Origin of the sequence: Lysinibacillus sp. G4S2 (assembly GCF_030348505.1) — a bacterium.
In the GTDB taxonomy this organism is placed as follows: Bacteria; Bacillota; Bacilli; order Bacillales_A; family Planococcaceae; genus Lysinibacillus.
Genome location: NZ_JAUCFJ010000002.1, coordinates 3,808,400 through 3,832,617 on the forward strand (window position 1 = coordinate 3,808,400; position 24,218 = coordinate 3,832,617).

Below are 24,218 nucleotides of genomic sequence, written 5' to 3' on the forward strand. Positions count from 1 at the left end.
CTACTTGCTTGGTCATAAGCGATTAATCATTTTTTGATTACCCTTTATGTTAGTCACAACGAAAGGTAATGTCAACTGTTTTTGTGTTTTTTACAATACAGTCGTGAAAATTACAAATTCCATTACCTTTTTCCCACGAATTCTATTACTAAAGCATGGTAAAATAGCACAAGGAATAGGAGGAATCTGATGAGGACAAAATTATTACATATTATAATCATCTTCGTACTAGTGTTAACGATTGCGATTCCAAGTATGAACAATGTTCAAAAAGCACTAGCCGACACCAGTGATTTAACAGTAACTGGATCGATTCTTCATTTACGTGAGGGACCTGGACTGTCTTATCCAATCATTACGACATTAGAAGAGGGTGATCCGTTAACCTCTATTGGTCGTGAAGGCGATTGGATTCAAGTAAAAGCAGGCAATTACGAAGGTTGGGTAGCATCCTGGCTAACAGCTCCAACAAACGCTAAACAAACGATTGATCAAACCGTGATTTCACAGGTCGATCGTCTAAATATCCGTACTGAGCCTGATATTTCTTCAGCAGTTCTTGGACAATTATCAACAGGCGAACAAGCAAATCTTATTGAAAAAAATGGCGAATGGGCGAAAATAGATTGGAATGGGCTAGTTGGTTGGGTATCTGCAGACTATGTTACAATCAATGACCTACCTGAAAAAAAAGCTGAAGCTGATGAACCTGAGGCTGACGAACCTAAAGTTGAAGTATCTACAAAAAAGGTCAACAAAGATACAACCTTTACAGTTTTAGTAGATACACTTAATGTCCGTAAAAAACCTGATTTAAATTCTAAAAATATAGGTACTGTTTCAAAAGGACAAGAGTTTAAAGTGCTTGCTCAGGAGCATAACTGGGTACAAATTCAATATAACGATAAAGAAGCAGGCTGGGTTTATAGCTTTTATGGTACTTTTTCAAATGTAGAAAAAAAGACATCTAAATCTTCATCTTCTTCTTCAGAGCTTGAATCTGTCACAATCATTTATAATGGGACAAACCTTCGGACAGATGCTACAACAACTGCTGATGTAGTTGAACGTGTAGATGCTGGTGAAACCTACCCTATTGTAGGCGCTAAAGATGACTTTTATGAAATACAAGTAGATGACAAAACTGCATTTGTGGCGAACTGGGTCGTTACTACTTCGTCGAACAAAGCTGATACTGGTACAAAAAAGGAAAAATCTAAACCACGTAAAAAAGGCACTTTAAATGGGCTAACAATTGTCGTAGATGCTGGACATGGTGGTAATGATCATGGCACAACCGGTCAACGAGGAACCGATGAGAAAGATATTACTCTGAAAACAGCCTCTCTACTTGCCTCAAAGCTTAGTGCAGCCGGTGCAAATGTTGTTATGTCAAGAGAATCAGATGAATATGTAGACCTCCGCAAACGCGTATCAATTGCACACCAATATGAGGCAGATGCTTTTATCAGCATTCATTATGATGCAGCAGAAGATAGCTCCATTAATGGCTTCACCTCATATTATATGAACAGTAATCAACAGGGTCTTGCAGAAGCCATAAATAATGGACTTTCAAGTAAAATAGATTTAAAAGATCGTGGTACTCAACAAGGGAATTATTTAGTACTACGAGAAAATCGTCAAAAAGCTGTTCTCGTTGAGCTAGGTTACTTAAGTAATGCCAGTGAGGAACGTGTAGTTACAACCGCTAAATTCCGAGAACAAGCGACTCTCGGCATCTATCAAGGGATATTAAATTACTTTGATGAAAATCAATAAATTTTCACTAAAATAAGCTGCGAAGGAAAGTAGAGTTGTACTTTCCTCGCAGCTTTTTACTATTATCAGCCAACAATGAGCTTGTATTAAATATTCTTCAGTTATAGAAATTAGGCTTTAATTGTTAATAAGGCTATTTTATTCTCAAACCTGCTATTACTGTCGCTCCGCTTTCGCCATAAAACATCGTGTTGGTATCAGACGCCTCTAGGAAAGCGCTCAGTCAGAACGGAAATCAACCACTCGTTTTGCCGAAGAGCCATACTTTATTTAATCTGACACCTTAATTTCATTGACATAATAGTTTTTCAACAACAAAAACACCTCCACCTCACATTACATGAGTAGGGAGATGCTTATGCACTCATTTTTTTCTTGTTGCCAATGTAACCCATATAATATCCCCCATACGAATGAAGAAAGGCTCATGGCTAATCTCTACAACGATATCATCAGGTAATACAGAGATTAATATTCCTTGATGAATAGTTTTCTCAGTTTGCACTACAATTGACTGACTAATCATCATGTTAAGAGTTTCGTATAAATATGGATTTGATATGCTTCCTATCTGCGTCATCTTTAAGACACTTCCTTCCTACAAAAATTAACCATACTTAATAGTGTATGAAGGAATGATAGGAAATGTACCACTATTTGGACTCAAGAAGAATTGTAATCGGGCCATCATTTGTAAGCGCAACATCCATCATTGCACCAAATATCCCTGTCTCCACGCATAAACCAAATTCACGTAAGGCATTATTAAAAGCCTCCCATAATGGCTCCGCAACTTCTGGTCTTGCTGCACTTGTAAAACTTGGACGATTCCCCTTTTTTGCATCCCCATACAATGTAAATTGTGAGACGGATAAAATAGCTCCTCCATGCTCTAAAATGGAATGATTCATTTTCCCATCAGCATCTTCCCAAAGGCGGAGATTAGCTACTTTTTTTGCTAAATATTCAATATCCTCTTGCGTGTCCCCATGTGTAATACCAACAAGAAGAACATAGCCACTATCAATAGCTCCTGTTACTTTCCCGTCAACAGTAACAGAGGCTGCTTTACTACGTTGTAAAACTACTTTCATTCTTTAAAACCTCAATTCTGTCATTGTATGCACCAGAAGACTCGTTTTCGGTGCATTACAAAGTTGCTACTACCTATCGATATATATTCAGCAAAGAAATCAATTAGTTAATAACACGTTGTACTGAATATATATCTGGTGTTTGTTTAATACGCTCTACCACTTTATGCAAATGCGAAATATTTGAAATCGAAATCGTTAAATGAATCGTTGCCATTTTATCTCGATCTACACGACCACTCACTGCTAAAATATTCGTTTTCGTTTCGCTAACAATTTGCATGATTTCATTTAAAATACCTGGGCGATCGAAGGCAGAAACTTCAATATCGACAGGGTATTCTTTTTTCTCAGGAGTAAGTCCGTGCTCCCATTCAACTTCTATTAAGCGCTCCTGCTCATCATCAACTTGAATATTTGGGCAATCTGCACGGTGCACTGAAACACCTCTACCTTTCGTAATGAAACCGACAATGTCATCTCCTGGAACTGGCGTACAGCAACGTGAAAGTCGAATAAGCATATTGTCGATATCTTTTACGATAACACCCGATTCCGTACGTTTTTGTGGAATAGGGTTTTTCATTTTTTGCTCAATTTTCTCGAGCGCTTCTTCCTGCTCACGCTCTTTGCGACGTTTTTCCGCTAGACGATTAACGACTTGCTGTGCTGTAATACCATTCACACCGACAGCGGCATATAAATCTTCTTCATTTGTATAGTTAAATTTCTCACAAACGCGTTTTAAATTTTCCGTTGACATTGTCTCTTTTAAGTCGAAATCTTGTGCACGGATTTCCTTTTCTATCATCTCTTTACCTTTGACGATATTTTCCTCACGAAGATGACGTTTGAAAAACTGCTTTATTTTATTTTTTGCCTGTGAGGATTGGGCTATTTTTAGCCAATCGCGGCTCGGACCAAACGATTGCTTAGAAGTTAAAATTTCAATAATATCTCCCGTTTTTAACGGTGTATCAAGTGGTACCATTTTACCATTTATTTTCGCGCCGATTGTACGATTTCCAACTTCTGAGTGCACACGGTATGCGAAGTCGATAGGTACAGAGCCTGCTGGTAATTCAATGACATCTCCTTCAGGCGTGAATACATAGACCATGTCAGAGAATAAATCAAATTTTAAAGATTCCATGAACTCCTCAGCATTAGAAGATTCATTTTGGAATTCTAAAATTTCTCGGAACCACGTTAATTTTTGGTCAACATTTTGTTTTTCATTATCAATTTTTTTACCTTCCTTATACGCCCAATGCGCTGCAATCCCGTACTCAGCAATTTTATGCATTTCCTTCGTACGAATTTGTACTTCTAATGGATCGCCATAAGGACCAATGACTGTTGTATGCAATGATTGATATAGGTTTTGTTTAGGCATCGCAATATAATCTTTAAAACGGCCAGGCATCGGCTTCCATAAAGTATGGACGATTCCAAGCACGGCATAGCAATCTTTAATACTATCGACAAGTACACGAATGGCTAATAAATCGTAAATTTCGTTAAATTGTTTTTTTTGTAATACCATTTTACGATAAATACTGTAAATATGTTTAGGACGACCATAAATATCCGCTTCAATTTCAACCTCAGTAAGCTGTGACTTCATCTCAGCCATAACATTGTCTAAATATGCTTCACGCTCGTCACGTTTTTTCTTCATAAGACTGACAATGCGATAATATTGCTGTGGATTTAAATAACGAAGTGCTGTATCCTCAAGCTCCCATTTAACAGTCGAAATCCCTAGACGATGCGCAAGTGGTGCAAAAATTTCAAGCGTCTCTTTAGAAATACGGCGTTGTTTTTCTGCAGGCAAATGCTTTAACGTGCGCATATTATGTAGACGGTCAGCCAGTTTAATCAAAATGACACGAATATCCTGCGCCATTGCTACAAACATTTTCCGATGATTTTCTGCTTGTTGCGCTTCTTTAGATAAATATTTAATTTTTCCAAGCTTCGTTACACCATCTACAAGCATTGCAACCTCTTCGCCAAATTCACGAACCAAATCATCGCGCGTAAAATCCGTATCCTCGACAACATCATGTAAAAAACCAGCCGCAACTGTTTCAGGATCCATTTGTAATTCAGCTAAAATACCAGCTACTTGCACTGGGTGAATAATATACGGTTCACCCGAGCTTCGGAATTGCTCTATATGTGCATCCCTTGCTAATTCATATGCTTTTTTCACGAATGCGACATTTTCATCATTCATGTAGGATTTGACTAACTCAAAAACGTCCTCGGGAGTCAAAATTTGCTCTTTCGCCATAACATGTCCACCTTGCTCGTCAAATTTTTCAGATTAGATATAAATTCAATTGTATAAAATATTATGGGCTATTGTAAAGTAACTGTGTCATTTTGTTTAGTTAATCTCGTGAACAATATGAAAAATGGAAAAATATCCTCCGAAATGAATAAAAAGACCCTTTGCGAGTTTCATCTTTCGCAAAGAGTCTATCTTCTCGTATAATTGTTTAGCCTAATTTATTATACGCAACTGCAATTTTTGCCCCAACTACTGCATTATTTTTTACTAATGCAATATTGGCATCAAGGCTTTTACCTTCTGTTAATTCTTTAACTTTTCCAAGTAAGAATGGTGTCACGTTTTTACCTTGAATTCCGTTTTCTTCTGCTTCTACTAGAGCTTTTTCAATGATTTCTGTAATGAATGAATGTTCAAGTGCTTCAGACTCTGGAATTGGGTTAGCAATGACTGCTCCACCTTTTAAGCCTAATTGCCATTTTGCACGTAGCATTTCTGCTACTTCCTCTGGCGTATCAATCTTGAAGTTTACATCAAAACCGCTTTGACGTGTGTAGAATGCTGGCAGTTCATCTGTACCGTATCCAACGACTGGTACACCTTTTGTTTCAAGATATTCTAAAGTTAAACCAATATCTAAAATGGACTTAGCACCCGCACAAATTACAGCAACATTTGTTTGTGCTAACTCTTCTAAGTCTGCTGAAATATCCATTGTTGTTTCAGCACCACGGTGTACACCACCGATACCGCCAGTTACAAAAATTTCGATATCAGCTAACTCTGCACAAATCATTGTTGCAGCTACAGTTGTCGCTCCTAATTTTTTTGTTGCTAAAAGATAGCCTAAGTCACGACGAGATGCTTTTGCTACACCTTGTGAATTACCGAACATTTCAAGTTCTTCATCTGATAAACCAATTTTGATTTTCCCATCAATTAATGCAATAGTTGCAGGTACTGCACCATTATCACGAATAATTTGTTCTACTTCTCGTGCTGTTTTCACATTTTGTGGATATGGCATTCCGTGAGAAATAATTGTTGATTCTAATGCTACGATTGGTAAACCTTTCGCTTGTCCTGCTTTTACTTCCTCTGATAATACGATGAATTCTTTCATGTTGTTATTCCTCCATTTCACTGTTTAACAAATCAACTGATAGCTCAGGTCTTACCGTATATGGAGATGCAAGCGTATTTTTGGCATTTGTTAAGCCTGCATCAATACATGTTGCAAAGGATTGCCCAGTAAGCCAGCTATGGATCACAGCACTGACAAAGGCATCTCCTGCACCTGTCACATCTTCAATTTTTTCTATAGCTTTAGCTGCAAAATGATTTGGCTTCGTTGTAGTAGAAGCTGCATACACACCCTTACTACCAGCTGTAATAATGACATGCTCAGCACCTAGTGTAAGAAGTTGCTGTAAAGCCTTTTCGTAGTGTGCAGCATTTTCGATTTTATGACCTACAATCGTCTCTGCTTCATCTGTGTTACAAATAAACCATGTTACACCTTGCAACGTATCCGGTAATCGATTCATTTTTGGCGAAGATACCGGTACGATGACAAATGGAATTTCGCGGGCAATCGACACCTGCTGAATGTAAGCTACTGTTTCCTTTGGACAATTTAAGTCCATAATAAAGCAGTCAGCATTCATCAGCATTGCCTCATGTTTTTTTAGCAAACTTGGCAATAAAAGATCATATACTTCCATGTTTGCTACCGCTAATGCTAGCTCGCCCTGCTCATCCATAACCGCAGTATAGGAACCCGTCGAAGCGTCAGGAAGTTGCTCCACATAACGTAAATTCATAAATGGCTCTGAAGCTTCTTGGATTACTTGCCAATCAGCATCTTTGCCGGCAGTAGTCAGCAATGTAACCTGATGATTTAATCTGCCTAAGTTTTCAGCAATGTTTCGACCAACACCACCTACACTAAATGAAGAGCTAGCAGGATTGGATGTACCAAACTGTACGTTCCCCTTTACATGAAATTTTCGATCTAGATTTGCTCCACCGATACAAATAATTTCATTTTCCTCAGGCAAAATATATGCACGACCGACAATTTTCCCCTGCTTCGTTAAGCTCGACACTAAATTAGCAAGGACTGGTCGAGATAGTTTCATCTTATCTGCCATCTCTTGCTGAGACATAAACGGATTCTGGCGAATTAATGCAAGGACAGCCTGTTCTCTTTCATTCATAGCATCACCTTTTATTATATTTGTTTACATTATAAACTTTTGTTTGTTTTATGTCAAAAAGTTTTTTAAACAAAAAAGTTAAAGCCCATATGTTAGTGGCTTCAACTTTTTGTTGTGATAACTATTACTTAGATGAAATTAAGGTGTCGTATATAATATAGATCTCTTCGGCAAAACGAAGGCATGATTTCCGTTCCGACTGGACGGTTTCCTGGGGCGTCTAGCTGGAACGAGGATCAACCATTTCGTATAGTGTGTATCTTCTGGTATGCACGCTAATTCATAGTGATAAAACGAAACTTCAGCAATATGTTTATCTGTACGAAAGCGTAGTGCAACGTAGCGACAGCAACAATATGTTTATCTGTGCGAAAGCGGCGTAGTGCAACGTAGCGACAGCAACAATATGTTTATTCAGCGAAAGCGGCGTAGTGCAACGTAGCGACAGCAACAATATGTTTATCTGTGCGAAAGTATAGTGCAACGTAGCTACAGCAACAATGTTTTTCATGTGCGAAAGCGAAGCGGCAGCAACAACAAATGTTTTCTGTGCGAAAGCGGAGCGGCAAAAACAACAAATGTTTTCTGTGCGAAAGCGGAGCGGCAAAAACAACAGCTGATGAAGTGGCTCGACGATTAAAAATGCCAATCGCTGATAAAATACTGAGAATCGCTGATAAATACATGATTATCGCTGATAAAATGCCGAGAATCGCTGATAACTACACGAAAATTTGGAAATCACCCCCCCGTTACGATGATGGCATCTTCTTTATTTAATAACTCCAAAAATGACTTTATTGCTTAATTGATAAGCATTTCATTTTCTTCATAATTTCTCAATAGTTTGGCTCTTCTCCATAAAGCGTAGTTGATTTCTTTGAGAGAAAGAGCTTGTTTTTCGATAAAAGCCCAAAAAGTTACGATAAAATGAGATTTTGTTTCGATAAAAGCTCAAATAATTTCGATAAATAGCGATTTTGTTTCGATAAATCTTCAAAGTTTTCCTATAAAACAGCAAAAAAAAGCGCCACAAGGAAGTGACGCTTTTTGCTTTCTTTAAAATAAGAAACTCGATCATTATTAATATTGAATAAGTGTTTTTATGTTTAAGTCACCAATTTTTGCACGACCGTTTAGCTCAGTTAACTCGATAAGGAAAGCACAGCCAACAACCTGCCCACCTAATTGTTCAACTAAACGAACTGTCGCTTCAATTGTACCGCCAGTCGCAAGCAAGTCATCACAGATTAATACTTTTTGACCTGGTTTAATCGCATCTTTGTGCATTGTTAATGTATCTTTACCGTACTCAAGTCCATAGTCAGCACTTATCACTTCACGTGGTAATTTCCCTGGCTTACGAACAGGCGCAAAACCAATTTCAAGCGCATAAGCAACGGGGCATCCGATAATGAAGCCACGAGCCTCAGGACCAACCACAATTTCAGCACCTAGTTCTTTTGCGTAATTTACAATTTGATCTGTTGCATATTTGTATGCAGGACCGTTATCCATAATTGTTGTTATATCTTTGAAGCTGATGCCCTCTTTCGGCCAGTTTTCAACCGTTGTTACGTATTGCTTTAAATCCATGTTATTGTTCCTCCTACGAAACTTTTTTCGTATATTAATGTAATCGTTCATCAAACCATTGTTTTAATTCTATATAAGGGGCATATACAAGCTTTTGCTCCATTTCAATCTGTTCTGAACGTTGTTTGTAAGACGACGCCTCTGTAAGTGCTTGTTTTGGTGCATCCACATTGACAGTCGTCAGTCCACTCTCCATTTTAACAAAATCAAGCTCAAAAAACACCTGTGTCATAAATTTTAAGGCATCTAATGGCCAACCTGTATGCTTTGCTAATTCAGCCAAATGCATATTTAATGGGAAAGCAGGACGATTTTTTAAAAACTTATAATACCAAGAGAATTGCTCACGTGTAGGCAATCCATTGAAATACTGAGAATCAGGCATGTAAAAATGTGCATAAATACGAGAAGGTGCTGCTTTTCGTAAAACACTTTCTAACATTTGAACATTTTGTGGCAAATCTAGTAATACGAGATAATTACTTTGAACTACATTCGAAAGCATAGGATCAACTGCTAGAATCGGCACACCAATCAGAGACTGATAATAGGTCACCGTTTCTGAACGGAAGGCAATAAATGTCGCCTCCTCTTTCGGGACCGTATTTAACCAGCGTGATGTTTGGCGAATACCACGAATATCAAACAATTGCCACTCAGTTGTTTGAACATCCTCAATCATAAACTGTGCTTTTTTACGTCCCTGCCACTCGTTAATTTGTAAATCTCCTGTAAATGATACTTTTATTCCATATGTTAATTCATCGTGTAGATGTCCTTTATTAAAGCCGACACTATCTAATTTTTCATAGCCATCCGTCAATTCCATTTTAATATGATTTTCGGCTGCTCCAATTTTTCGCATGGAGGCTATCTCCACATCTTCAAGCACATAAATAGGCTTCGGAAAATCCGTACCATATGGACCAAGCGTAGAAATTTCTTCAATGGCATCTGCTGAAATTTCATCAAGCTTTAAAGGTATATCAATATTAAGTACAGGTGTCAATTGCTCTTCTGATAAACAAGCTCTTGCTTGAGCATTTAAGCGTGATCTTAATTCATCAACATTTTCACTAGATAATGTCATCCCTGCCGCCATAGGATGCCCACCAAAATGAGGCAATATATCTCGGTTTTTCGCTAGTTCATTATACAAATGGAAACCTTCAATACTACGAGCAGAGCCTTTAGCTGTTCCTTTTTCATAGTCTAGTGATAGTACAATTGTTGGACGATAATATAGCTCGACAAGACGAGATGCGACAATCCCTACGACTCCAGCATTCCAGCCTTCCCCAGCAATAACTAAAACGAGTGAATCCCCGATTTTTTTATCCGATTCAATGAGAGCAATCGCCTCATCCGTAATACTCTTTACAATATCTTTGCGTTCACTATTACACGCATTCAGTTGTTTTGCCAATGCTGTTGCCGTAGCATTATCCTCAGCCATTAATAGGTTTACACCTGGTGCCGCTTCTCCGAGTCGACCAACTGCATTTAAGCGCGGTCCAAAGTAAAAACCGATTGTTTCTTCACTGATTTTGGCTTGCTCTGCACTTGCTACTTCACACATTGCCTGTACCCAAGGGCTGAGTGAACGTCGCATTTCTTCTATTCCTCGCTTTACAAGGTAGCGGTTTTCATCAACTAATGGCACTAAATCAGCTACTGTTCCAACAGCTACATATTCAATTAAATGCGTTGGCAGTTCTCCGTATAGAGCATGCGCTAACTTAAACGCTACACCCACACCTGCTAGCTCGCCAAATGGATAATGTCCTTCTGGTATACGAGGATGTAATATAATATCCGCAGGTGGTAATTCATCGCCTGGTTCATGGTGATCTGTAACGATAACATCCATACCTAGTTCCTTCGCTACACGAATTGGTTCAATACCAGAAATACCATTATCAACTGTAATAATTAACTGAACACCCTCGTCATGAGCTTCACGAAATAGCGTTTCGTTTGGTCCATAGCCATGCATAAAACGATTCGGTATTTTAAACGACACATCAGCACCGAGATCAAGCAACACATTAAGCATCACTGTCGTGCTTGTGACCCCATCGGCGTCATAATCGCCATATACAAGGATTTTCTCTCCGTTTTCAAGCGCTTGCTCAATACGTGCCACAGCTTCTGCCATGCCGTGCATTAAAAACGGGTCATGGATACTTGCTTCTGTCATATTTAATAAGCTCTCTGCGTCAGCAGTTGTTTCACAGCCTCGTGCAGCTAAAATTTTCGCTGCAATCGCAGAAAGTTGTAGGTCATTTTGTAATGTTTGGACAAGCATTGCGTCTGGACGCTCTACCTGCCATCTTTTTTTCGATAGAATCATCTTTTCACTTCCTTACGAAGGCTATTATACCGAAAATCTAGCCTGTCCGCACTATCCATCAGATTGATAGTTTTATCCTTCCGATTCTCCATTCAATCCGCCAGCTATACTTTTCTAACCGACTCACAAAAAAAGCCTACTCTTTTAAAGAGTAGACTTCTCATGATCACCTTTTGAAGCAGACACTAATGCCTCGACCTTCTCCAAATTCCCTTCATGCAATGCTGTCACTATCGCACTGCCAACAATCACGCCATCACTAAGTGTACCCATGCTTACCACCTGCTCAGGGGTTGAGATTCCAAAGCCAGCAAGTACTGGTATTTGACTTGCTTCACGTAAGCGTGCAAAATGACCGTCTAAATCATTCGCAAAGCTTGTGCGGGCCCCTGTGATTCCATTGACTGTCACAGCATAGACAAAGCCTTGACTGGCAGCTGCAATACGTGCAATTCGCTCTGGAGGGCTTGTTAATGATACAAGCTGGACAATGTCGATACCATAAGGATTTAATTCATCATGTAAAATAGCACTTTCCTCTAGCGGTACATCAGGAACGATTAACCCTTTAACGCCCCCTGCCACACAAGCCTTAGCAAATGCCTCTAACCCAAAAGCTAACACAGGATTAAAATAAGTCATGACAACTAACGGAACTTGAATTTCTTCTTTAAATGAAGCTAATTCTGCTAGCACTTTACGTAATGTCACACCTTCTGCTAAAGCCCGTTCACCAGCCTGCTCTATCGTCGGTCCATCCGCTACAGGATCCGTGAATGGTATACCAACCTCAATTGCCGTTACACCCATTTGCTGTAGCTTCAGAATCGTTGGCTTCAAAGTTTCCAGACCCCCATCGCCAGCCATAATATATGGTACGAATGCTTTATTACCAGAAACCTTTGTTTGTTCAATTGCCAGCTGTAGTGTTGTCATTATAGATCTCCTCCTAACGCTTTACGGACAGTATGAACATCCTTATCTCCTCGGCCAGATAAACACACAACAATGATGTCATCAGTAGACATTGTCTTCGCAATTTTTGCCGTATAGGCAATGGCATGCGAACTTTCTAGCGCAGGTAGTATACCTTCTGTTCTACTTAGTAGCTGCAAGCCTTCAAGTGCTTCACTATCTGTAATAGAATCAAATTTAGCACGCCCAATATCATGTAAATAACAATGCTCTGGACCTTTCCCAGGATAATCTAGACCAGCTGATATAGAATGTGCCTCCTGCACAAAGCCATTTTCATCTTGTAATAAATACATGTATGCACCATGTAACACGCCTAACTGACCACCTGCAATTGCTGCTGCATGCTTCCCTGTCTCAATACCACTTCCCGCAGCCTCTACTCCGTATAGCGCCACAGTTTCATCATCAACAAAAGGATGAAAAATACCGATTGCATTACTACCACCGCCTATGCAAGCAACGATTGCATCTGGTAAACGTCCTTCCTTTTGTAAGATTTGCTCTCTAGTTTCTACACCAATTATACGCTGGAAATCCCTTACGATTTTCGGAAATGGATGTGGTCCTAAAGCTGAGCCCAAAATATAATGAGTATCCTCAACATTTGTCACCCAGTAGCGTAGTGCTGCATTGACAGCATCCTTCAATGTTTTTGAACCTGTTTCTACAGACTCTACTTTTGTACCGAGTAACTCCATGCGAAACACATTCAACTGTTGGCGTTCTATATCCTCTGCGCCCATAAATACAACACATTCAAGATTCAATAAAGCGCATGCAGTTGCAGTTGCTACCCCGTGCTGCCCTGCACCTGTTTCAGCTACAATTTTCTTTTTACCCATTCGTTTTGCAAGAAGCGCTTGGCCAATCGCATTATTTATCTTATGGGCTCCAGTGTGATTTAAATCTTCACGCTTTAAATAAATCTTCGCTCCATCTAGTGCTTTTGTTAAATTTTCCGCGTAGTACAAAGGCGTCTCACGACCAACATATTGTTGTAAATAATAGGCAAGCTCATCCGTAAATGTTTGATCATTCATCGCCTCATCATAAGCCGTCTCTAATTCCAACAAAGCCGTCATTAATGTTTCCGGAACAAATTGTCCACCAAATTTCCCGTAACGCCCTTCCTTTGTGGGTACACTATTTGCAATTGAATTCGCCATTATGCTCTCCCCTTCTTTACTGACTGTATAAATGCGTTTATTTTTGCTATGTCTTTTATACCTTCTGTCTCCACACCACTCGAAACATCTACCATAAATGGCGACACAAGTGACACGGCTTCTTCAATATTTTTAGCTTGCAAACCACCCGCTAAAATTAACTTTTCTCGCGGAATCCCTACCATTTCAAGAAGAGTCCAATCGAACGTGTGACCACTTCCTCCTTTAAAATCTGTTCCTGGTGCATCAAATAAGTAATAATCTACATCATAGTTAACAGCCGCCTGAACATCTTTAGCCCCCCGTACGGATAATGCTTTAATAGCTGGATAGCCTTGCTCACGAATAAAATCTGGTGTTTCCTCCCCGTGATACTGCACATAATCTAAAGGTACGTTTTCCACTGCAGTTCGTAATTCCTCTGCGCTTGGATTAACAAAAACACCGATTTTTAATATCCCTTCTGGCACATGTTTTGCTAATTGCTGTGCCTGTTCAACCGTCACCTGGCGTTTACTTGGTGCAAAGACAAAACCAATTGCATCCGCTCCTGCCTCTACTGCTGTCTGCACATGCTGTTGTTCCTTCAGTCCACAAATCTTTACCTTTGTCATACAGATGCCTCCAACTTATTGACTTGTAAAGTTTTTAGAGCAGTACCTGCATCTCCACTGCGCATTAATGATTCACCTACAAGAACGCCACTAGCTCCCATGGCTGCCACCGTTTTTGCATCTTTCTGTGTCCAAATACCGCTTTCACTTATTAATACTTTCTCTTTATCGAACGGAAAAGCTTCAGCAATTTCACGTGTACGTTCTAAGCTCACCTCAAACGTACGTAAGTCGCGGTTATTGACGCCAATCAGTTTGGCACCTACTGCAAGAGCACGTTCAAGCTCCACAAGATCATGCACCTCAACTAACACCTCTAGATTTAAGCCTGTTGCATAGCTATACAGGTCACGTAATGCCTCATCTGTTAACGCGGCTACTATTAGCAAAATGATAGATGCACCCGATGCCTTTGCAAATCGAATTTGCACACGATCGATCATAAAATCCTTACAAAGAAGTGGCGTTTGTACAGCATTTGCAACTGCGGCTAAATCATCAAAGGAACCTTGAAAAAACTTTTTATCTGTTAAAACAGAAATAGCCGCTGCCCCTGCTTCGGCATAAATTTTTGCTTGTGCCACTGGATCTGCACCTTCTGCGATTAGACCCTTCGAAGGGGAAGCACGCTTCATTTCAGAAATGACCTGTAATATTTCAGCTTGTCGCAAGGTCTCAAATAATGATGGACGCGTTTTTTCTGTAAAGTTCGCTAATGGGTCAGGCTGTTCAAGTAAAGCACTAACTTCTATCTTTTTTTGTTCGAGAATTTTATTTAAAATATTCATTGTCGGACCTCCACTTCTTTAATGTTCTCACTATAAGCAACGACTGCCTCTAATTTTTGACGTGCACGACCACTAAAAATACTATCCTTCGCCATTTCTACACCTTCTTTAACGGTTTCAGCAATTCCATAGCTGAACAATCCAATACCAACATTCAATAGAACTGTGTCAAAATAAGCACTTTGTTCGCCAGCTAATAATTTACGCATAATAGCAGCATTTTCATCTGCATTGCCTCCACGAATAGCCTCTATTGGTGCATAGCTGAGACCCGCTTCCTCTGCAGTTAGAGAAAATGGAATTAAGTCTCCCTTATCTACTAAGACAAAAGTATTTTGACCAGCTAATGACGCTTCATCTAAACCTAGTGGACCAGAAACGACCATTGCACGTTCACGCCCGAGCATTTGTAAGACGGAAGCATACTCCATGACAAAATTAGGACGATTAATGCCTGTAAATTGCGTTGATAAGGGCACTGGATTCGTAAGTGGACCGACGAGATTAAAAATAGTTGGCTTACCCAGTGCTCGACGAACCTCTCCAATTCGCTTTAATTTCGGATGCACATTTGGAGCATATAAAAAAGCAATTCCTTCTTTCTCTAACAGATCAACAGTTTGTTCAATGGAAATATTCGTATGAATCCCGAGCGCTTCCAAAACATCAGAGCTTCCAGATGCCGAAGAAATTTTACGATTGCCGTGCTTCGCCATTTTGACACCTGCCCCCGCTAATACAAAGGCGCAAGCTGTACTTATATTAAATGTATTAAGACCATCGCCACCAGTACCGCAATTATCCATATAGATCCCTTTTTTTGCTGGTACATCTAGTGCAAACGAACGCATAATTGTTGCTAATGCCGCTACTTCATGTGCAGTTTCACCTTTCACTGATAATACTTGTAAAAAACTTGCGATATCTTCTTTCGGTGTGTCATCTTGAAACATCCATTTTGCTGCTTGTAGCATTTCCTCATACATTAAATGCTCTCGCTGCTGTACTTTTTGACGAATATCCTCCATTAATGTGAACCTCCTTCTTTTTCAAGTAACTGTAAAAATCCCTGTTCGTCCTTTGCTACTTGTTTTAAAACTTCTTTGACATTTGTGTATTTGGTTACCGTTACGGTTGATTGCATATGCATCGTTTCATCCTCAATGACAATGGATTTCCCTGGTAAAGCAAAATCAAGATGACCGTTAAAACCAATAAATCCTAGAGCTCCCCTTAATCTCTCAACAGTTTGACTAGATTTCTTTGGAATTTCAGTAGATATAAAGGGTGGTAACGTCGCAGCTAATACATCCAGTGCATGAAGCATCGGTAACAATCGACCCTCGACTCTCGTTGTCATGTGTAATGCATGCTTTGAACGCTCAATTCTCATCGCCTCAATGATTTGAATCGAATCTCGGAAGCACACAGACTGTAGCTCTTGTTGAACAGCAGAAACGAGTACAGCATGCGACTTTCTAATATCTGTATTGTCATATAGCTTTCGTTCAAGTTCTAGATCTTCACCTTTTGTTGAACCTCTAGGAAATGTCCCTTCTGTTGGTGTCGCAATCACACGCTCACCTTTTACTCGAATAAGGCTTTCAGGAGATGTTCCCAAGACAATATGATCCTCAAACTCTACATAATACATATAAGGAGCAGCATGTTTTTTACGCAATTGACGGTATAGCGCGAAAGCATCCCCTTGTAAATTTGCTAAAAAACGCTTTGACAGCATAACCCTTGTAATATCTTCATCCAAGTTAGCTTTGATAGAGGTAAGGGCTGTTGCAAATTGTTCATTCGTGGTCGTTTCGAGCGGTTGATAGCTACACGTTGTATCCTCGCCCTCTCTGCCCTTTAACAGTTGTTCTGCCAACTCCTCTAAATTTGGCTCTTTCTTTTCTGCATCAATATTCGTATGAATTAACGTAACCTCGTCTGTTATGTGATCAAACACAATGACTGTCTCATACACATGAAAATGCACATCTGGTAGTTGCACTTTATCCTGGGCTGTAGTTATTACCGACGTTATACCATGACCAACATAGCCAACAGCTCCGCCGGAAAACGGGAATTGTGTTGTATTGGAGATACGAGGCATTAGTCTCTTCAGCAAAACGAATAGGTCGCCTTTATGCGTATACGTTTTTCCAGTCTTGTATGAATATTCCTGAATCTCATCTCCAAAGCCTTTATATGTTTTTCTTGGATTAGCACCGATAAAAGAAAAGCGTCCTGCTCCCTCATGCTGTGCTGAACTCTCTAACAAAAATTTGCAATTGCCTTGTAAGCGTCTAAAAATTAAAATCGGCGTTAAAGAATCAGCATTAATGGTTTTCATTGTTGTTCTTGAACTCGTCGATAGCATCGTTACCAAACTCCTTTTCCTAAAAATTCACTACCGTTTACTTACAAATGTTTAGCTGCTGAATCGGCTCTTGTTGAAAAAAGGATTATCATCATAGCGTAGAGTTGATTTCCGTTCCGGCCAGGCGCATTCCTGGGGGCGTCGGGGCGGCAATTGTTTTTTGCGCGAAAGCGAAGCGGCAGCAGCAAATGGTTTTTGCGCGAAAGCGAAGCATTCATCCCCTTACAAATAAAAACAACAAAAAAAGTCCTCTGCAAAAAGGATTTTTCCTAATTGCAGAGGACGATCATGACCGCGTTGCCACCTCATATTAGAGCATATTTGCTCTCCCTTATGTGCTCAGCCTTAGTTCGTCATTAAAACAGACATATGTAAACTAAAGTCAAAGCTCCCCTATAACGTGGGGAATCCGTTCGCTATTAGTAGAAGCGACTCTCATAAGTCCATTCACATAAGCTACAAATCAGTTCGCACCATCCACTGACTCTCTAAATTGCACACTTATGCTACTACTCTTATTCAACAATTTCTCAGCTATTCTCATCTAAACTCAGCTCATCTGTTCTAAGGCTGACCTCGCTCCCGAGACCTTCTACCTTGTATCGAACAAAAAGTTAGCCTTATTCTAAGCCAAACCACGGAAATTGTCAATCAATTCAGATAAAAAAGCGAAAATATTAGAAAAATTTCATAGTTATATATAAAGGAGAATTTACCCTTTCCATTTTACGTAAAACGGGATTAAAACTGCCTACTTTTGAGTAATTTTCAAGTATTGACCTTAAAAAAATATCAAGTTATAGTAATTTCAGAACTTGGATTCTCTAATACAATTAAAGAAAGTAGGAACGAATATGTCCGTTCGTAAAAAACTAAATATCGGCTTTATCTCACTCACTTGTTTACTTTTAGTATCAAGTATTATTTCATTAATACAATTCAAGTCGGTTGAGGGAGATATAATAGAGGTACTTGATCACAGAATCGTGCAAATCCGATTAACAGAGAAAATACAACAGGAGCTTGCCTCACAAGGGCTATTTTTAAACGCTTATATTCTAAGTAATAAGGATGAAGAGACAAAAGAAACTTTAGATCATTATAATAAAGTATTGCCCGAAACGATTAAGGAACTTTCAGGCATTGTTCGTTCCGATTACACAAAAAATATTATGCAGCAAGTAACTGAATTACAGAAAGATTTACTTACAAGCTCTGATAAAGCTGTACAAGCATTCAATAATGGAAATACAGACTTAGCATTGTCATACATAAATAAAGAAGTTTCAAAAAGCAGTGACGAAATTTACTTTCTAACTAGTGATTTATTAGATTATCATGATAAACAGATTGCAAAAGTTAAAACAAGTGTTGTCAAAACAGTTACACGAGCTATTATTATTTCTATTGTCATACTTATTTTAAGTGCGATTGTTGGTTTATATTTTATGTATTTTGTAAAAAGCTACATCACACAACCGCTTCTTAAAGTGATTGACGCAGCCGATACATTAGCAAAAGGCGATTTAACGATTGCTCAACTTGAACATAACTCTAAAGATGAAATTGGTACACTTGCAGTAGCAGTTAATAAATTAAAACAAAACTTATCTGTATTAATAAAAAATGTTCAGGACAACGCTACACATTTATCTGCTGCGTCTGAAGAACTTTCCGCAAGCACAGAAGAAGTGACAGCAACTTCAAATGACATTGCTCATCGTGTACAAGATACGACAAATCATTTATCTTCGGCTGCTAGTGTCTCTCAGCAAAGTGCGATAGCTATGGATGAAACAGCTACTGGTGTACAACGAATTGCTGAAGCTACACAAACTTTGCATCACAGTGCCATGAATATGACACAACTTGCCCATACAGGAGGCAAAACGATTACAACGGCTAAAGAACAGATGGATACCATTTCTGAGACTACTACTCAAATTGCCGATTTAACGCAGAAGCTAAGTAAGCAATCTGAAGAAATTGGACAAATTACAAAAGTGATTACTACGATTACTGAACAAACAAATTTACTAGCACTGAATGCTGCCATCGAAGCAGCACGAGCTGGTGAGCACGGGAAAGGCTTCGCGGTAGTAGCAGATGAGGTACGAAAGCTTGCAGAGGAATCACATCAATCTGCCGGTCAAATTGTCGCCCTCACAAATGAAATTCAAACGGATACACGCAATGTAGCAGCTGCTGTTGACGCAGGATTAGCATCTGTACAGGATGGCGTAGCGAAAATTCACGAAGCAGGGGATGCATTCTATTCCATTACAGAATCTGTTCAAACATTTACCGATCAAATTGAAGATATTTCAGCCACTTCAGAACAGATTTCAGCAAGTGCTGAAGAAGTAGCTGCCTCTGTAACAGAAATTGCAAATGGCGCGAACGTTTCAGCGGGAAATGCAAAAATCATCGCTGAAGCAGTAGATGAGCAAGCAGCAACCATGCAGCAAGTTAATGAAGTAGCAGAAGAATTAAGCAACAACGCCCAGCAACTGCAGTCTTTACTACAACAATTTAAACTTTAACAGACAAAACTAAAAGAATCTGTTGCTTTCCTATGAGAGCAAGCAGATTCTTTTGTTTTTTATTAAAAAGGTTTTGCTTTCTATGATGGGATTGAAGAGGAATCCTTCTGTTCGGCTTTTCTATCCGTCGCTCTTACTCTTTTATCCGTCATTTTGACTCATCTATCCGTCGCTTTGGCTCTTCTATCCGTCACTTTGGCTTTTATCCGTCGCTCTTGCTCTTCTATCCGTCACTTCGCCTTTCCTATCCGTCGCTCTTACTCTTCTATCCGTCACTTTGTCTTTTATCCGTCACTTCGGCTTTTCTATCCATCGCTTCGACTCTTCTATCCGTCACTTCGGCTCTTCTATCCGTCGCTTTGGCTCTTTTATCCGTCACTTTGGCTTTTATCCGTCGCTTTGGCTCTTTTATCCGTCACTTTGACTTTTATCCGTCGCTTCGACTCTTCTATCCGTCGCTTTGGCTCTTTTATCCGTCACTTTGACTTTTATCCGTCACTTTGACTTTTATCCGTCGCTTCGACTCTTCTATCCGTCGCTTTGGCTCTTTTATCCGTCACTTCGGCTCTTCTATCCGTCGCTCTTACTCTTTTATCCGTCACTTTGACTTTTATCCGTCGCTTCGACTCTTCTATCCGTCGCTTTGGCTCTTTTATCCGTCGCTTTGGCTCTTTTATCCGTCACTTTGACTTCTATCCGTCGCTTCGGCTCTTTTATCCGTCGCTCTTGCTCTTCTATCCGTCACTTCGGCTCTTCTATCTGTCGCTCTTACTCTTCTATCCGTCACTTTGACTTTTATCCGTCGCTCTTGCTTTCCTATCCATCGCTCTTACTCTTTTATCCGTCACTTCGCCTTTCCTATCCGTCGCTCTCACTCTTTTATCCGTCACTTTGACTTTTATCCATCACTTCGGCTCTTCTATCCGTCGCTTTAGCTTTTCTATCCGTCACTTCGGCTCTTCTATCCGTCACTTTGACTTTTATCCGTCGCTTCGACTCTTCTATCCGTCGCTTTGGCTCTTTTATCCGTCGCTCTTACTCTTTTATCCGTCACTTTGTCTTTTCTATCCATCGCTTTGGCTTTTCTATCCGTCGCTTTGGCTTTTATCCGTCGCTCTTACTCTTTTATCCGTCACTTTGACTTTTATCCGTCGCTTTGGCTCTTCTATCCGTCACTTTGACTTTTATCCGTCGCTTCGACTCTTCTATCCGTCACTTTGGCTCTTCTATCCGTCACTTCGGCTCTTCTATCCGTCACTTCGGCTCTTCTATCCGTCACTTCGGCTCTTCTATCCGTCACTTCGGCTCTTCTATCCGTCACTTCGGCTCTTCTATCCGTCGTCACTTTGGCTTTTATCCGTCGCTCTTGCTCTTCTATCCGTCACTTCGCCTTTCCTATCCGGCGCTCTTACTCTTCTATCCGTCACTTTGGCTTTTATCCGTCACTTCGGCTTTTCTATCCATCGCTTCGACTCTTCTATCCGTCACTTCGGCTCTTCTATCCGTCACTTCGGCTTTTCTATCCATCGCTTCGACTCTTCTATCCGTCACTTTGGCTCTTCTATCCGTCACTTCGGCTCTTCTATCCGTCGCTTCGACTCTTCTATCCGTCGCTTTGGCTCTTTTATCCGTCACTTTGGCTTTTATCCGTCACTTCGCCTTTCCTATCCGGCGCTCTTACTCTTCTATCCGTCACTTTGGCTTTTATCCGTCGCTCTTGCTCTTTTATCCGTCACTTTGACTCTTCTATCCGTCGCTTCGGGCTCTTCTATCCGTCACTTTGCCTTTTCTATCCGTCACTCTTGCTCTTTTATCCGTCACTTTGACTCTTCTATCCGTCGCTTCGGCTCTTTTATCCGTCGCTCTTGCTCTTCTATCCGTCACTTCGGCTCTTCTATCCATCGCTCTTACTCTTTTATCCGTCACTTTAATTTTCCACATAAAAAAAACAGGGAAAGAAATTTATTCTTTCCCTGCTTCGTATTAAAAGCTGATGTTAAACAGTAGGCTCATCAGTTCCCCATTGTTTTTTCTCTTTTTTGTGAATCTGACCATCTGATTTTTTCATTTCACGAACTTTTAATGAATACCAGATTTGTGCAGCAATACAGATTGATGAATACATACCTGTTATTAAACCGATTAATAAAGCAATTGAGAAGTTTTGAATCGATGGTGCACCTAAAATAAGAAGTGCCACTGTAACGATAATAACCGTTAACACTGTGTTAACAGATCGACCCATCGTTTGACGAAGTGATTTGTTAACAATATCTGCCAATACTTCGCGGTCCTTAATTGTATCATATCGATTTAAGTTCTCACGCATTCGGTCAAATGTAACAATCGTATCATTAATAGAGTAACCGACAATCGTCAGTACAGCAGCAATGAACGTAATATCGACTTCTAAGCGCATAAAACTAAATACAGCAACAATCAAGAATACGTCATGAACTAACGAGGCAATTGCCCCAACACCCATGCGCCACTCGAAACGAACCGCTACGTAAATAATGATACCGATAGCCGCAATAGATAATCCTTTTATCGCATTTTTCACAAGCTCTTTACCGACAGTTGGTGATACAGTACTTACCCCGGGTTCAGTACCAAATTTCTCGCCTGCTTCTTTTTTGTATTTTAAAATTTCAGCTTGTGATAGGTCATCTTTATAACGGATAACCGCAGCGTTACTCTTCTCACCTGTAAGAACGATATCTTCAGATGGGAAGCCAATACTATTTATATATTTAGATACTTCTTCTTTAGTCAACGTATGGTCTGCTTCAATTTGAACACGAGTACCACTTGAGAAATCAATACCAAGGTTTAAGCGGAAAATACCAATGACCACTAAACCAGCCACTAAAATAGCTAATGAGAATGTATAGAATTTCTTACGGTTGTGCACAAAATCAAAACGATCGAATTTCGTTGATAAATCTAATGTACCGATATTTTCATCTAAGCTATGCTGTTTAGATTTTGCAATACCAAACCATGCTGGATTGTTGAAATATCCGCTGTTGACAAGTAAACCTAATAGTACACGAGAACCCCAAACAGCTGTTAGGAAGCTTAGTAAAATACTGATAATTAAAGTTGTTGCAAACCCTTTAACTGAACTTGTCCCGAATTGGAATAGTACAGCCGCTGCTAATAATGTAGTTAGCTGTGCATCGATAATCGCTGATAGAGACTGCTTTGAACCAATCTGGAATGCTTGTTTAACCGAATAACCGACACGTAGTTCTTCACGAATACGTTCTGCGGCTAGAATATTCGCATCTACCGCCATCCCTATACCAAGCACGATAGCTGCAATCCCTGGAAGTGTTAACACTGCATTAATCCAGCCGAACACAACTAATACTAGGAAAGTGAAAATAGTAAGTGTAATGATGGAAATAAAGCCAGGTAAACGGTAATAGAATAGCATAAAGAAGAAGATAATTATTACGCCAACAATACCTGCGAAGACTGTACTCTTCAATGCTTCATCACCGAATTGTGCACCAACTGAAGTAGAATAAATTTCTGTAAGCTTTACAGGAAGTGCTCCAGCATTTAAAATTCCTGATAAATTTTTTGTTTCTTCAACTGAGAAGTTACCGCTAATCATGACATCTGTTGTATTTAATGTTTGGGTAACTTGTGCAGCAGATGCATAACGAGGCTTCGCTTTTTGTGATTCGGCTTTATATGAATCAACACCCTCTTCAAAGTCTAACCATATAACGAGTAAGTTTTCACCTGGTGGTTTCGCCGCAATTTCACTTGTAACATCGGCAAATTTTTTCGCATCCTTTAACGTTAGCGATACAATTGGACGATTTTGCTGATCAAAGGAATCCTTGGCGCCACCTGGCTTTAAGTCATTACCATCTAGCAATACATTGTCATTGACATCACGAATTGTTAAATTCGCAGAAGTAGACAATAGTTTACGTGCGGATTCTTGATCTTCAACACCAGCTAATTGCACACGAATACGGTTGTTGTCTTCAACCACAATGCTCGGTTCACTTACCCCGATCGCATTTACACGTTCACCGAGTGCAGTTGCAGTTGCTGCCATAACATCCTGTGTAATTTTTTGTCCTTCTTTTAATTCTGTAACCTCATAAAGAACCTCAAACCCGCCCTGTAAGTCAAGACCAAGCTTAATGTCCTTTAAGACGCCGCCTACAGTCGTACCAATGGTTGCTGTAAAGATCACCAAAAGCAGTACGAATGCCACTATACGACTTTTTAGTTTCATTTATAAATCCTCCTCGAATAGGTGTAAGGCCATTCCTTACACTACAAACAAGTATAATAGCAATTCCTTTTGAAACGTTATTCCTCCTTTTCCTTAGAATAATGTTGCCTGTGCTTCAAAAAGGTTGCTCTACTTATTTCAATCG

21 protein-coding genes and 2 other annotated features (1 of these 23 cut by a window edge) are annotated in these 24,218 nt (G+C 39.8%); of the genes, 7 read left to right on the forward strand and 14 right to left on the reverse strand.

Features of this window, described 5'->3' with window-relative positions:
• Nucleotides 1-25: a binding site (T-box leader), on the reverse strand; it reaches 217 nt to the left of the window's first position.
• A gap of 164 nt (nucleotides 26-189) precedes the next feature.
• Nucleotides 190-1,782 (forward strand): N-acetylmuramoyl-L-alanine amidase family protein, encoded by a 1,593-nt coding sequence (locus QUF91_RS19440; RefSeq protein ID WP_289419089.1) that lies wholly within the window; start codon nucleotides 190-192, stop codon nucleotides 1,780-1,782.
• A 364-nt stretch (nucleotides 1,783-2,146) separates the two neighbouring features.
• Here the strand turns inward: QUF91_RS19440 and QUF91_RS19445 are convergent, their stop codons facing one another.
• The 5 genes from QUF91_RS19445 to QUF91_RS19465 all read right to left on the reverse strand — a co-directional run bounded on the left by QUF91_RS19445 (nucleotide 2,147) and on the right by QUF91_RS19465 (nucleotide 7,394).
• Complete coding sequence (locus QUF91_RS19445; RefSeq protein WP_289419090.1) at nucleotides 2,147-2,362, reverse strand: DUF2642 domain-containing protein; 216 nt, start codon at nucleotides 2,360-2,362, stop codon at nucleotides 2,147-2,149.
• A 73-nt stretch (nucleotides 2,363-2,435) separates the two neighbouring features.
• On the reverse strand, nucleotides 2,436-2,876 hold the full coding sequence (gene dtd / locus QUF91_RS19450) for a D-aminoacyl-tRNA deacylase (RefSeq protein ID WP_289419091.1): 441 nt from the start codon (nucleotides 2,874-2,876) through the stop codon (nucleotides 2,436-2,438).
• Between the two features lie 103 nt (nucleotides 2,877-2,979).
• On the reverse strand, nucleotides 2,980-5,175 hold the full coding sequence (locus tag QUF91_RS19455) for a RelA/SpoT family protein (RefSeq protein ID WP_289419092.1): 2,196 nt from the start codon (nucleotides 5,173-5,175) through the stop codon (nucleotides 2,980-2,982).
• 208 nt (nucleotides 5,176-5,383) lie between these two features.
• A complete protein-coding gene (locus tag QUF91_RS19460) occupies nucleotides 5,384-6,298 on the reverse strand; it encodes a pseudouridine-5'-phosphate glycosidase (RefSeq protein ID WP_285395023.1) in 915 nt (304 codons plus the stop codon).
• Nucleotides 6,299-6,302: 4 nt separating this feature from the next.
• Nucleotides 6,303-7,394 carry a carbohydrate kinase gene (locus QUF91_RS19465; RefSeq protein WP_289419093.1) on the reverse strand — a complete coding sequence of 364 codons (1,092 nt, stop codon included), beginning with the start codon at nucleotides 7,392-7,394 and terminating at the stop codon, nucleotides 6,303-6,305.
• 540 nt (nucleotides 7,395-7,934) lie between these two features.
• On the opposite strand from QUF91_RS19465, the gene QUF91_RS19470 reads away from it, so the two are divergent.
• Nucleotides 7,935-8,174 (forward strand): hypothetical protein, encoded by a 240-nt coding sequence (locus QUF91_RS19470; protein WP_289419094.1) that lies wholly within the window; start codon nucleotides 7,935-7,937, stop codon nucleotides 8,172-8,174.
• Nucleotides 8,175-8,477: 303 nt separating this feature from the next.
• Here QUF91_RS19470 and QUF91_RS19475 read toward each other — a convergent pair whose 3' ends face one another.
• The 8 genes from QUF91_RS19475 to QUF91_RS19510 form a co-directional block, all read right to left on the reverse strand.
• Nucleotides 8,478-8,990 (reverse strand): adenine phosphoribosyltransferase, encoded by a 513-nt coding sequence (locus QUF91_RS19475; protein WP_053596175.1) that lies wholly within the window; start codon nucleotides 8,988-8,990, stop codon nucleotides 8,478-8,480.
• A gap of 34 nt (nucleotides 8,991-9,024) precedes the next feature.
• Complete coding sequence (gene recJ, locus QUF91_RS19480) at nucleotides 9,025-11,343, reverse strand: single-stranded-DNA-specific exonuclease RecJ (RefSeq protein ID WP_285400444.1); 2,319 nt, start codon at nucleotides 11,341-11,343, stop codon at nucleotides 9,025-9,027.
• A 144-nt stretch (nucleotides 11,344-11,487) separates the two neighbouring features.
• Nucleotides 11,488-12,279, reverse strand: coding sequence for a tryptophan synthase subunit alpha (trpA, locus tag QUF91_RS19485; RefSeq protein WP_285400445.1), 792 nt, complete (start codon nucleotides 12,277-12,279; stop codon nucleotides 11,488-11,490).
• On the reverse strand, nucleotides 12,279-13,487 hold the full coding sequence (gene trpB / locus QUF91_RS19490; protein WP_289419095.1) for a tryptophan synthase subunit beta: 1,209 nt from the start codon (nucleotides 13,485-13,487) through the stop codon (nucleotides 12,279-12,281). The genes trpA and trpB overlap by 1 nt, the downstream gene beginning before the upstream one ends.
• Nucleotides 13,487-14,101, reverse strand: coding sequence for a phosphoribosylanthranilate isomerase (locus QUF91_RS19495; RefSeq protein ID WP_285400447.1), 615 nt, complete (start codon nucleotides 14,099-14,101; stop codon nucleotides 13,487-13,489). The genes trpB and QUF91_RS19495 overlap by 1 nt, the downstream gene beginning before the upstream one ends.
• Nucleotides 14,098-14,889, reverse strand: coding sequence for an indole-3-glycerol phosphate synthase TrpC (gene trpC, locus QUF91_RS19500; protein ID WP_285400448.1), 792 nt, complete (start codon nucleotides 14,887-14,889; stop codon nucleotides 14,098-14,100). Before trpC ends, QUF91_RS19495 begins: the two co-directional genes overlap by 4 nt.
• Complete coding sequence (gene trpD, locus QUF91_RS19505; RefSeq protein WP_285400450.1) at nucleotides 14,886-15,917, reverse strand: anthranilate phosphoribosyltransferase; 1,032 nt, start codon at nucleotides 15,915-15,917, stop codon at nucleotides 14,886-14,888. Before trpD ends, trpC begins: the two co-directional genes overlap by 4 nt.
• The gene (locus tag QUF91_RS19510; RefSeq protein ID WP_285400451.1) at nucleotides 15,917-17,266 is read right to left on the reverse strand and encodes a chorismate-binding protein; all 1,350 of its coding nucleotides are present in this window, start codon (nucleotides 17,264-17,266) and stop codon (nucleotides 15,917-15,919) included. The genes trpD and QUF91_RS19510 overlap by 1 nt, the downstream gene beginning before the upstream one ends.
• 275 nt (nucleotides 17,267-17,541) lie before the next feature.
• Nucleotides 17,542-17,798 (reverse strand) — a binding site (T-box leader).
• Between the two features lie 322 nt (nucleotides 17,799-18,120).
• Between QUF91_RS19510 and QUF91_RS19515 the strand changes: the two genes are divergently transcribed.
• The 5 genes from QUF91_RS19515 to QUF91_RS19535 all read left to right on the forward strand — a co-directional run bounded on the left by QUF91_RS19515 (nucleotide 18,121) and on the right by QUF91_RS19535 (nucleotide 21,816).
• Nucleotides 18,121-19,809, forward strand: a complete 1,689-nt coding sequence (locus QUF91_RS19515; protein ID WP_289419096.1) for a methyl-accepting chemotaxis protein — start codon at nucleotides 18,121-18,123, stop codon at nucleotides 19,807-19,809.
• 153 nt (nucleotides 19,810-19,962) lie between these two features.
• Nucleotides 19,963-20,313: a hypothetical protein gene (locus QUF91_RS19520; protein ID WP_289419097.1), complete on the forward strand. Its 351-nt coding sequence runs from the start codon at nucleotides 19,963-19,965 to the stop codon at nucleotides 20,311-20,313.
• Nucleotides 20,310-20,498, forward strand: a complete 189-nt coding sequence (locus QUF91_RS19525; RefSeq protein ID WP_289419098.1) for a hypothetical protein — start codon at nucleotides 20,310-20,312, stop codon at nucleotides 20,496-20,498. Before QUF91_RS19520 ends, QUF91_RS19525 begins: the two co-directional genes overlap by 4 nt.
• Nucleotides 20,453-20,704: a hypothetical protein gene (locus QUF91_RS19530; RefSeq protein WP_289419099.1), complete on the forward strand. Its 252-nt coding sequence runs from the start codon at nucleotides 20,453-20,455 to the stop codon at nucleotides 20,702-20,704. Before QUF91_RS19525 ends, QUF91_RS19530 begins: the two co-directional genes overlap by 46 nt.
• Nucleotides 20,701-21,816, forward strand: a complete 1,116-nt coding sequence (locus QUF91_RS19535) for a hypothetical protein (protein WP_289419100.1) — start codon at nucleotides 20,701-20,703, stop codon at nucleotides 21,814-21,816. The genes QUF91_RS19530 and QUF91_RS19535 overlap by 4 nt, the downstream gene beginning before the upstream one ends.
• On the opposite strand, the gene secDF is transcribed toward QUF91_RS19535, so the two are convergent.
• Nucleotides 21,806-24,073, reverse strand: a complete 2,268-nt coding sequence (secDF, locus tag QUF91_RS19540; protein WP_285398171.1) for a protein translocase subunit SecDF — start codon at nucleotides 24,071-24,073, stop codon at nucleotides 21,806-21,808. The genes QUF91_RS19535 and secDF overlap by 11 nt on opposite strands.
• Nucleotides 24,074-24,218 lie beyond the last annotated feature (145 nt).

What these genes read in the sequence shown, in the direction of transcription:
- QUF91_RS19465 (WP_289419093.1), bottom strand. Translation starts at nt 7,394, where the DNA reads ATGAATGAAAGAGAACAGGCTGTCCTTGCATTAATTCGCCAGAATCCG.
- QUF91_RS19455 (WP_289419092.1), bottom strand. Translation starts at nt 5,175, where the DNA reads ATGGCGAAAGAGCAAATTTTGACTCCCGAGGACGTTTTTGAGTTAGTC.
- QUF91_RS19470 (WP_289419094.1), top strand. Translation starts at nt 7,935, where the DNA reads ATGTTTTCTGTGCGAAAGCGGAGCGGCAAAAACAACAAATGTTTTCTG.
- QUF91_RS19510 (WP_285400451.1), bottom strand. Translation starts at nt 17,266, where the DNA reads ATGCTATCGACGAGTTCAAGAACAACAATGAAAACCATTAATGCTGAT.
- QUF91_RS19495 (WP_285400447.1), bottom strand. Translation starts at nt 14,101, where the DNA reads ATGACAAAGGTAAAGATTTGTGGACTGAAGGAACAACAGCATGTGCAG.
- dtd (WP_289419091.1), bottom strand. Translation starts at nt 2,876, where the DNA reads ATGAAAGTAGTTTTACAACGTAGTAAAGCAGCCTCTGTTACTGTTGAC.
- QUF91_RS19445 (WP_289419090.1), bottom strand. Translation starts at nt 2,362, where the DNA reads ATGACGCAGATAGGAAGCATATCAAATCCATATTTATACGAAACTCTT.
- trpC (WP_285400448.1), bottom strand. Translation starts at nt 14,889, where the DNA reads ATGAATATTTTAAATAAAATTCTCGAACAAAAAAAGATAGAAGTTAGT.
- secDF (WP_285398171.1), bottom strand. Translation starts at nt 24,073, where the DNA reads ATGAAACTAAAAAGTCGTATAGTGGCATTCGTACTGCTTTTGGTGATC.
- QUF91_RS19440 (WP_289419089.1), top strand. Translation starts at nt 190, where the DNA reads ATGAGGACAAAATTATTACATATTATAATCATCTTCGTACTAGTGTTA.
- QUF91_RS19460 (WP_285395023.1), bottom strand. Translation starts at nt 6,298, where the DNA reads ATGAAAGAATTCATCGTATTATCAGAGGAAGTAAAAGCAGGACAAGCG.
- recJ (WP_285400444.1), bottom strand. Translation starts at nt 11,343, where the DNA reads ATGATTCTATCGAAAAAAAGATGGCAGGTAGAGCGTCCAGACGCAATG.
- trpA (WP_285400445.1), bottom strand. Translation starts at nt 12,279, where the DNA reads ATGACAACACTACAGCTGGCAATTGAACAAACAAAGGTTTCTGGTAAT.
- QUF91_RS19475 (WP_053596175.1), bottom strand. Translation starts at nt 8,990, where the DNA reads ATGGATTTAAAGCAATACGTAACAACGGTTGAAAACTGGCCGAAAGAG.
- trpD (WP_285400450.1), bottom strand. Translation starts at nt 15,917, where the DNA reads ATGGAGGATATTCGTCAAAAAGTACAGCAGCGAGAGCATTTAATGTAT.
- trpB (WP_289419095.1), bottom strand. Translation starts at nt 13,487, where the DNA reads ATGGCGAATTCAATTGCAAATAGTGTACCCACAAAGGAAGGGCGTTAC.
- QUF91_RS19515 (WP_289419096.1), top strand. Translation starts at nt 18,121, where the DNA reads ATGTCCGTTCGTAAAAAACTAAATATCGGCTTTATCTCACTCACTTGT.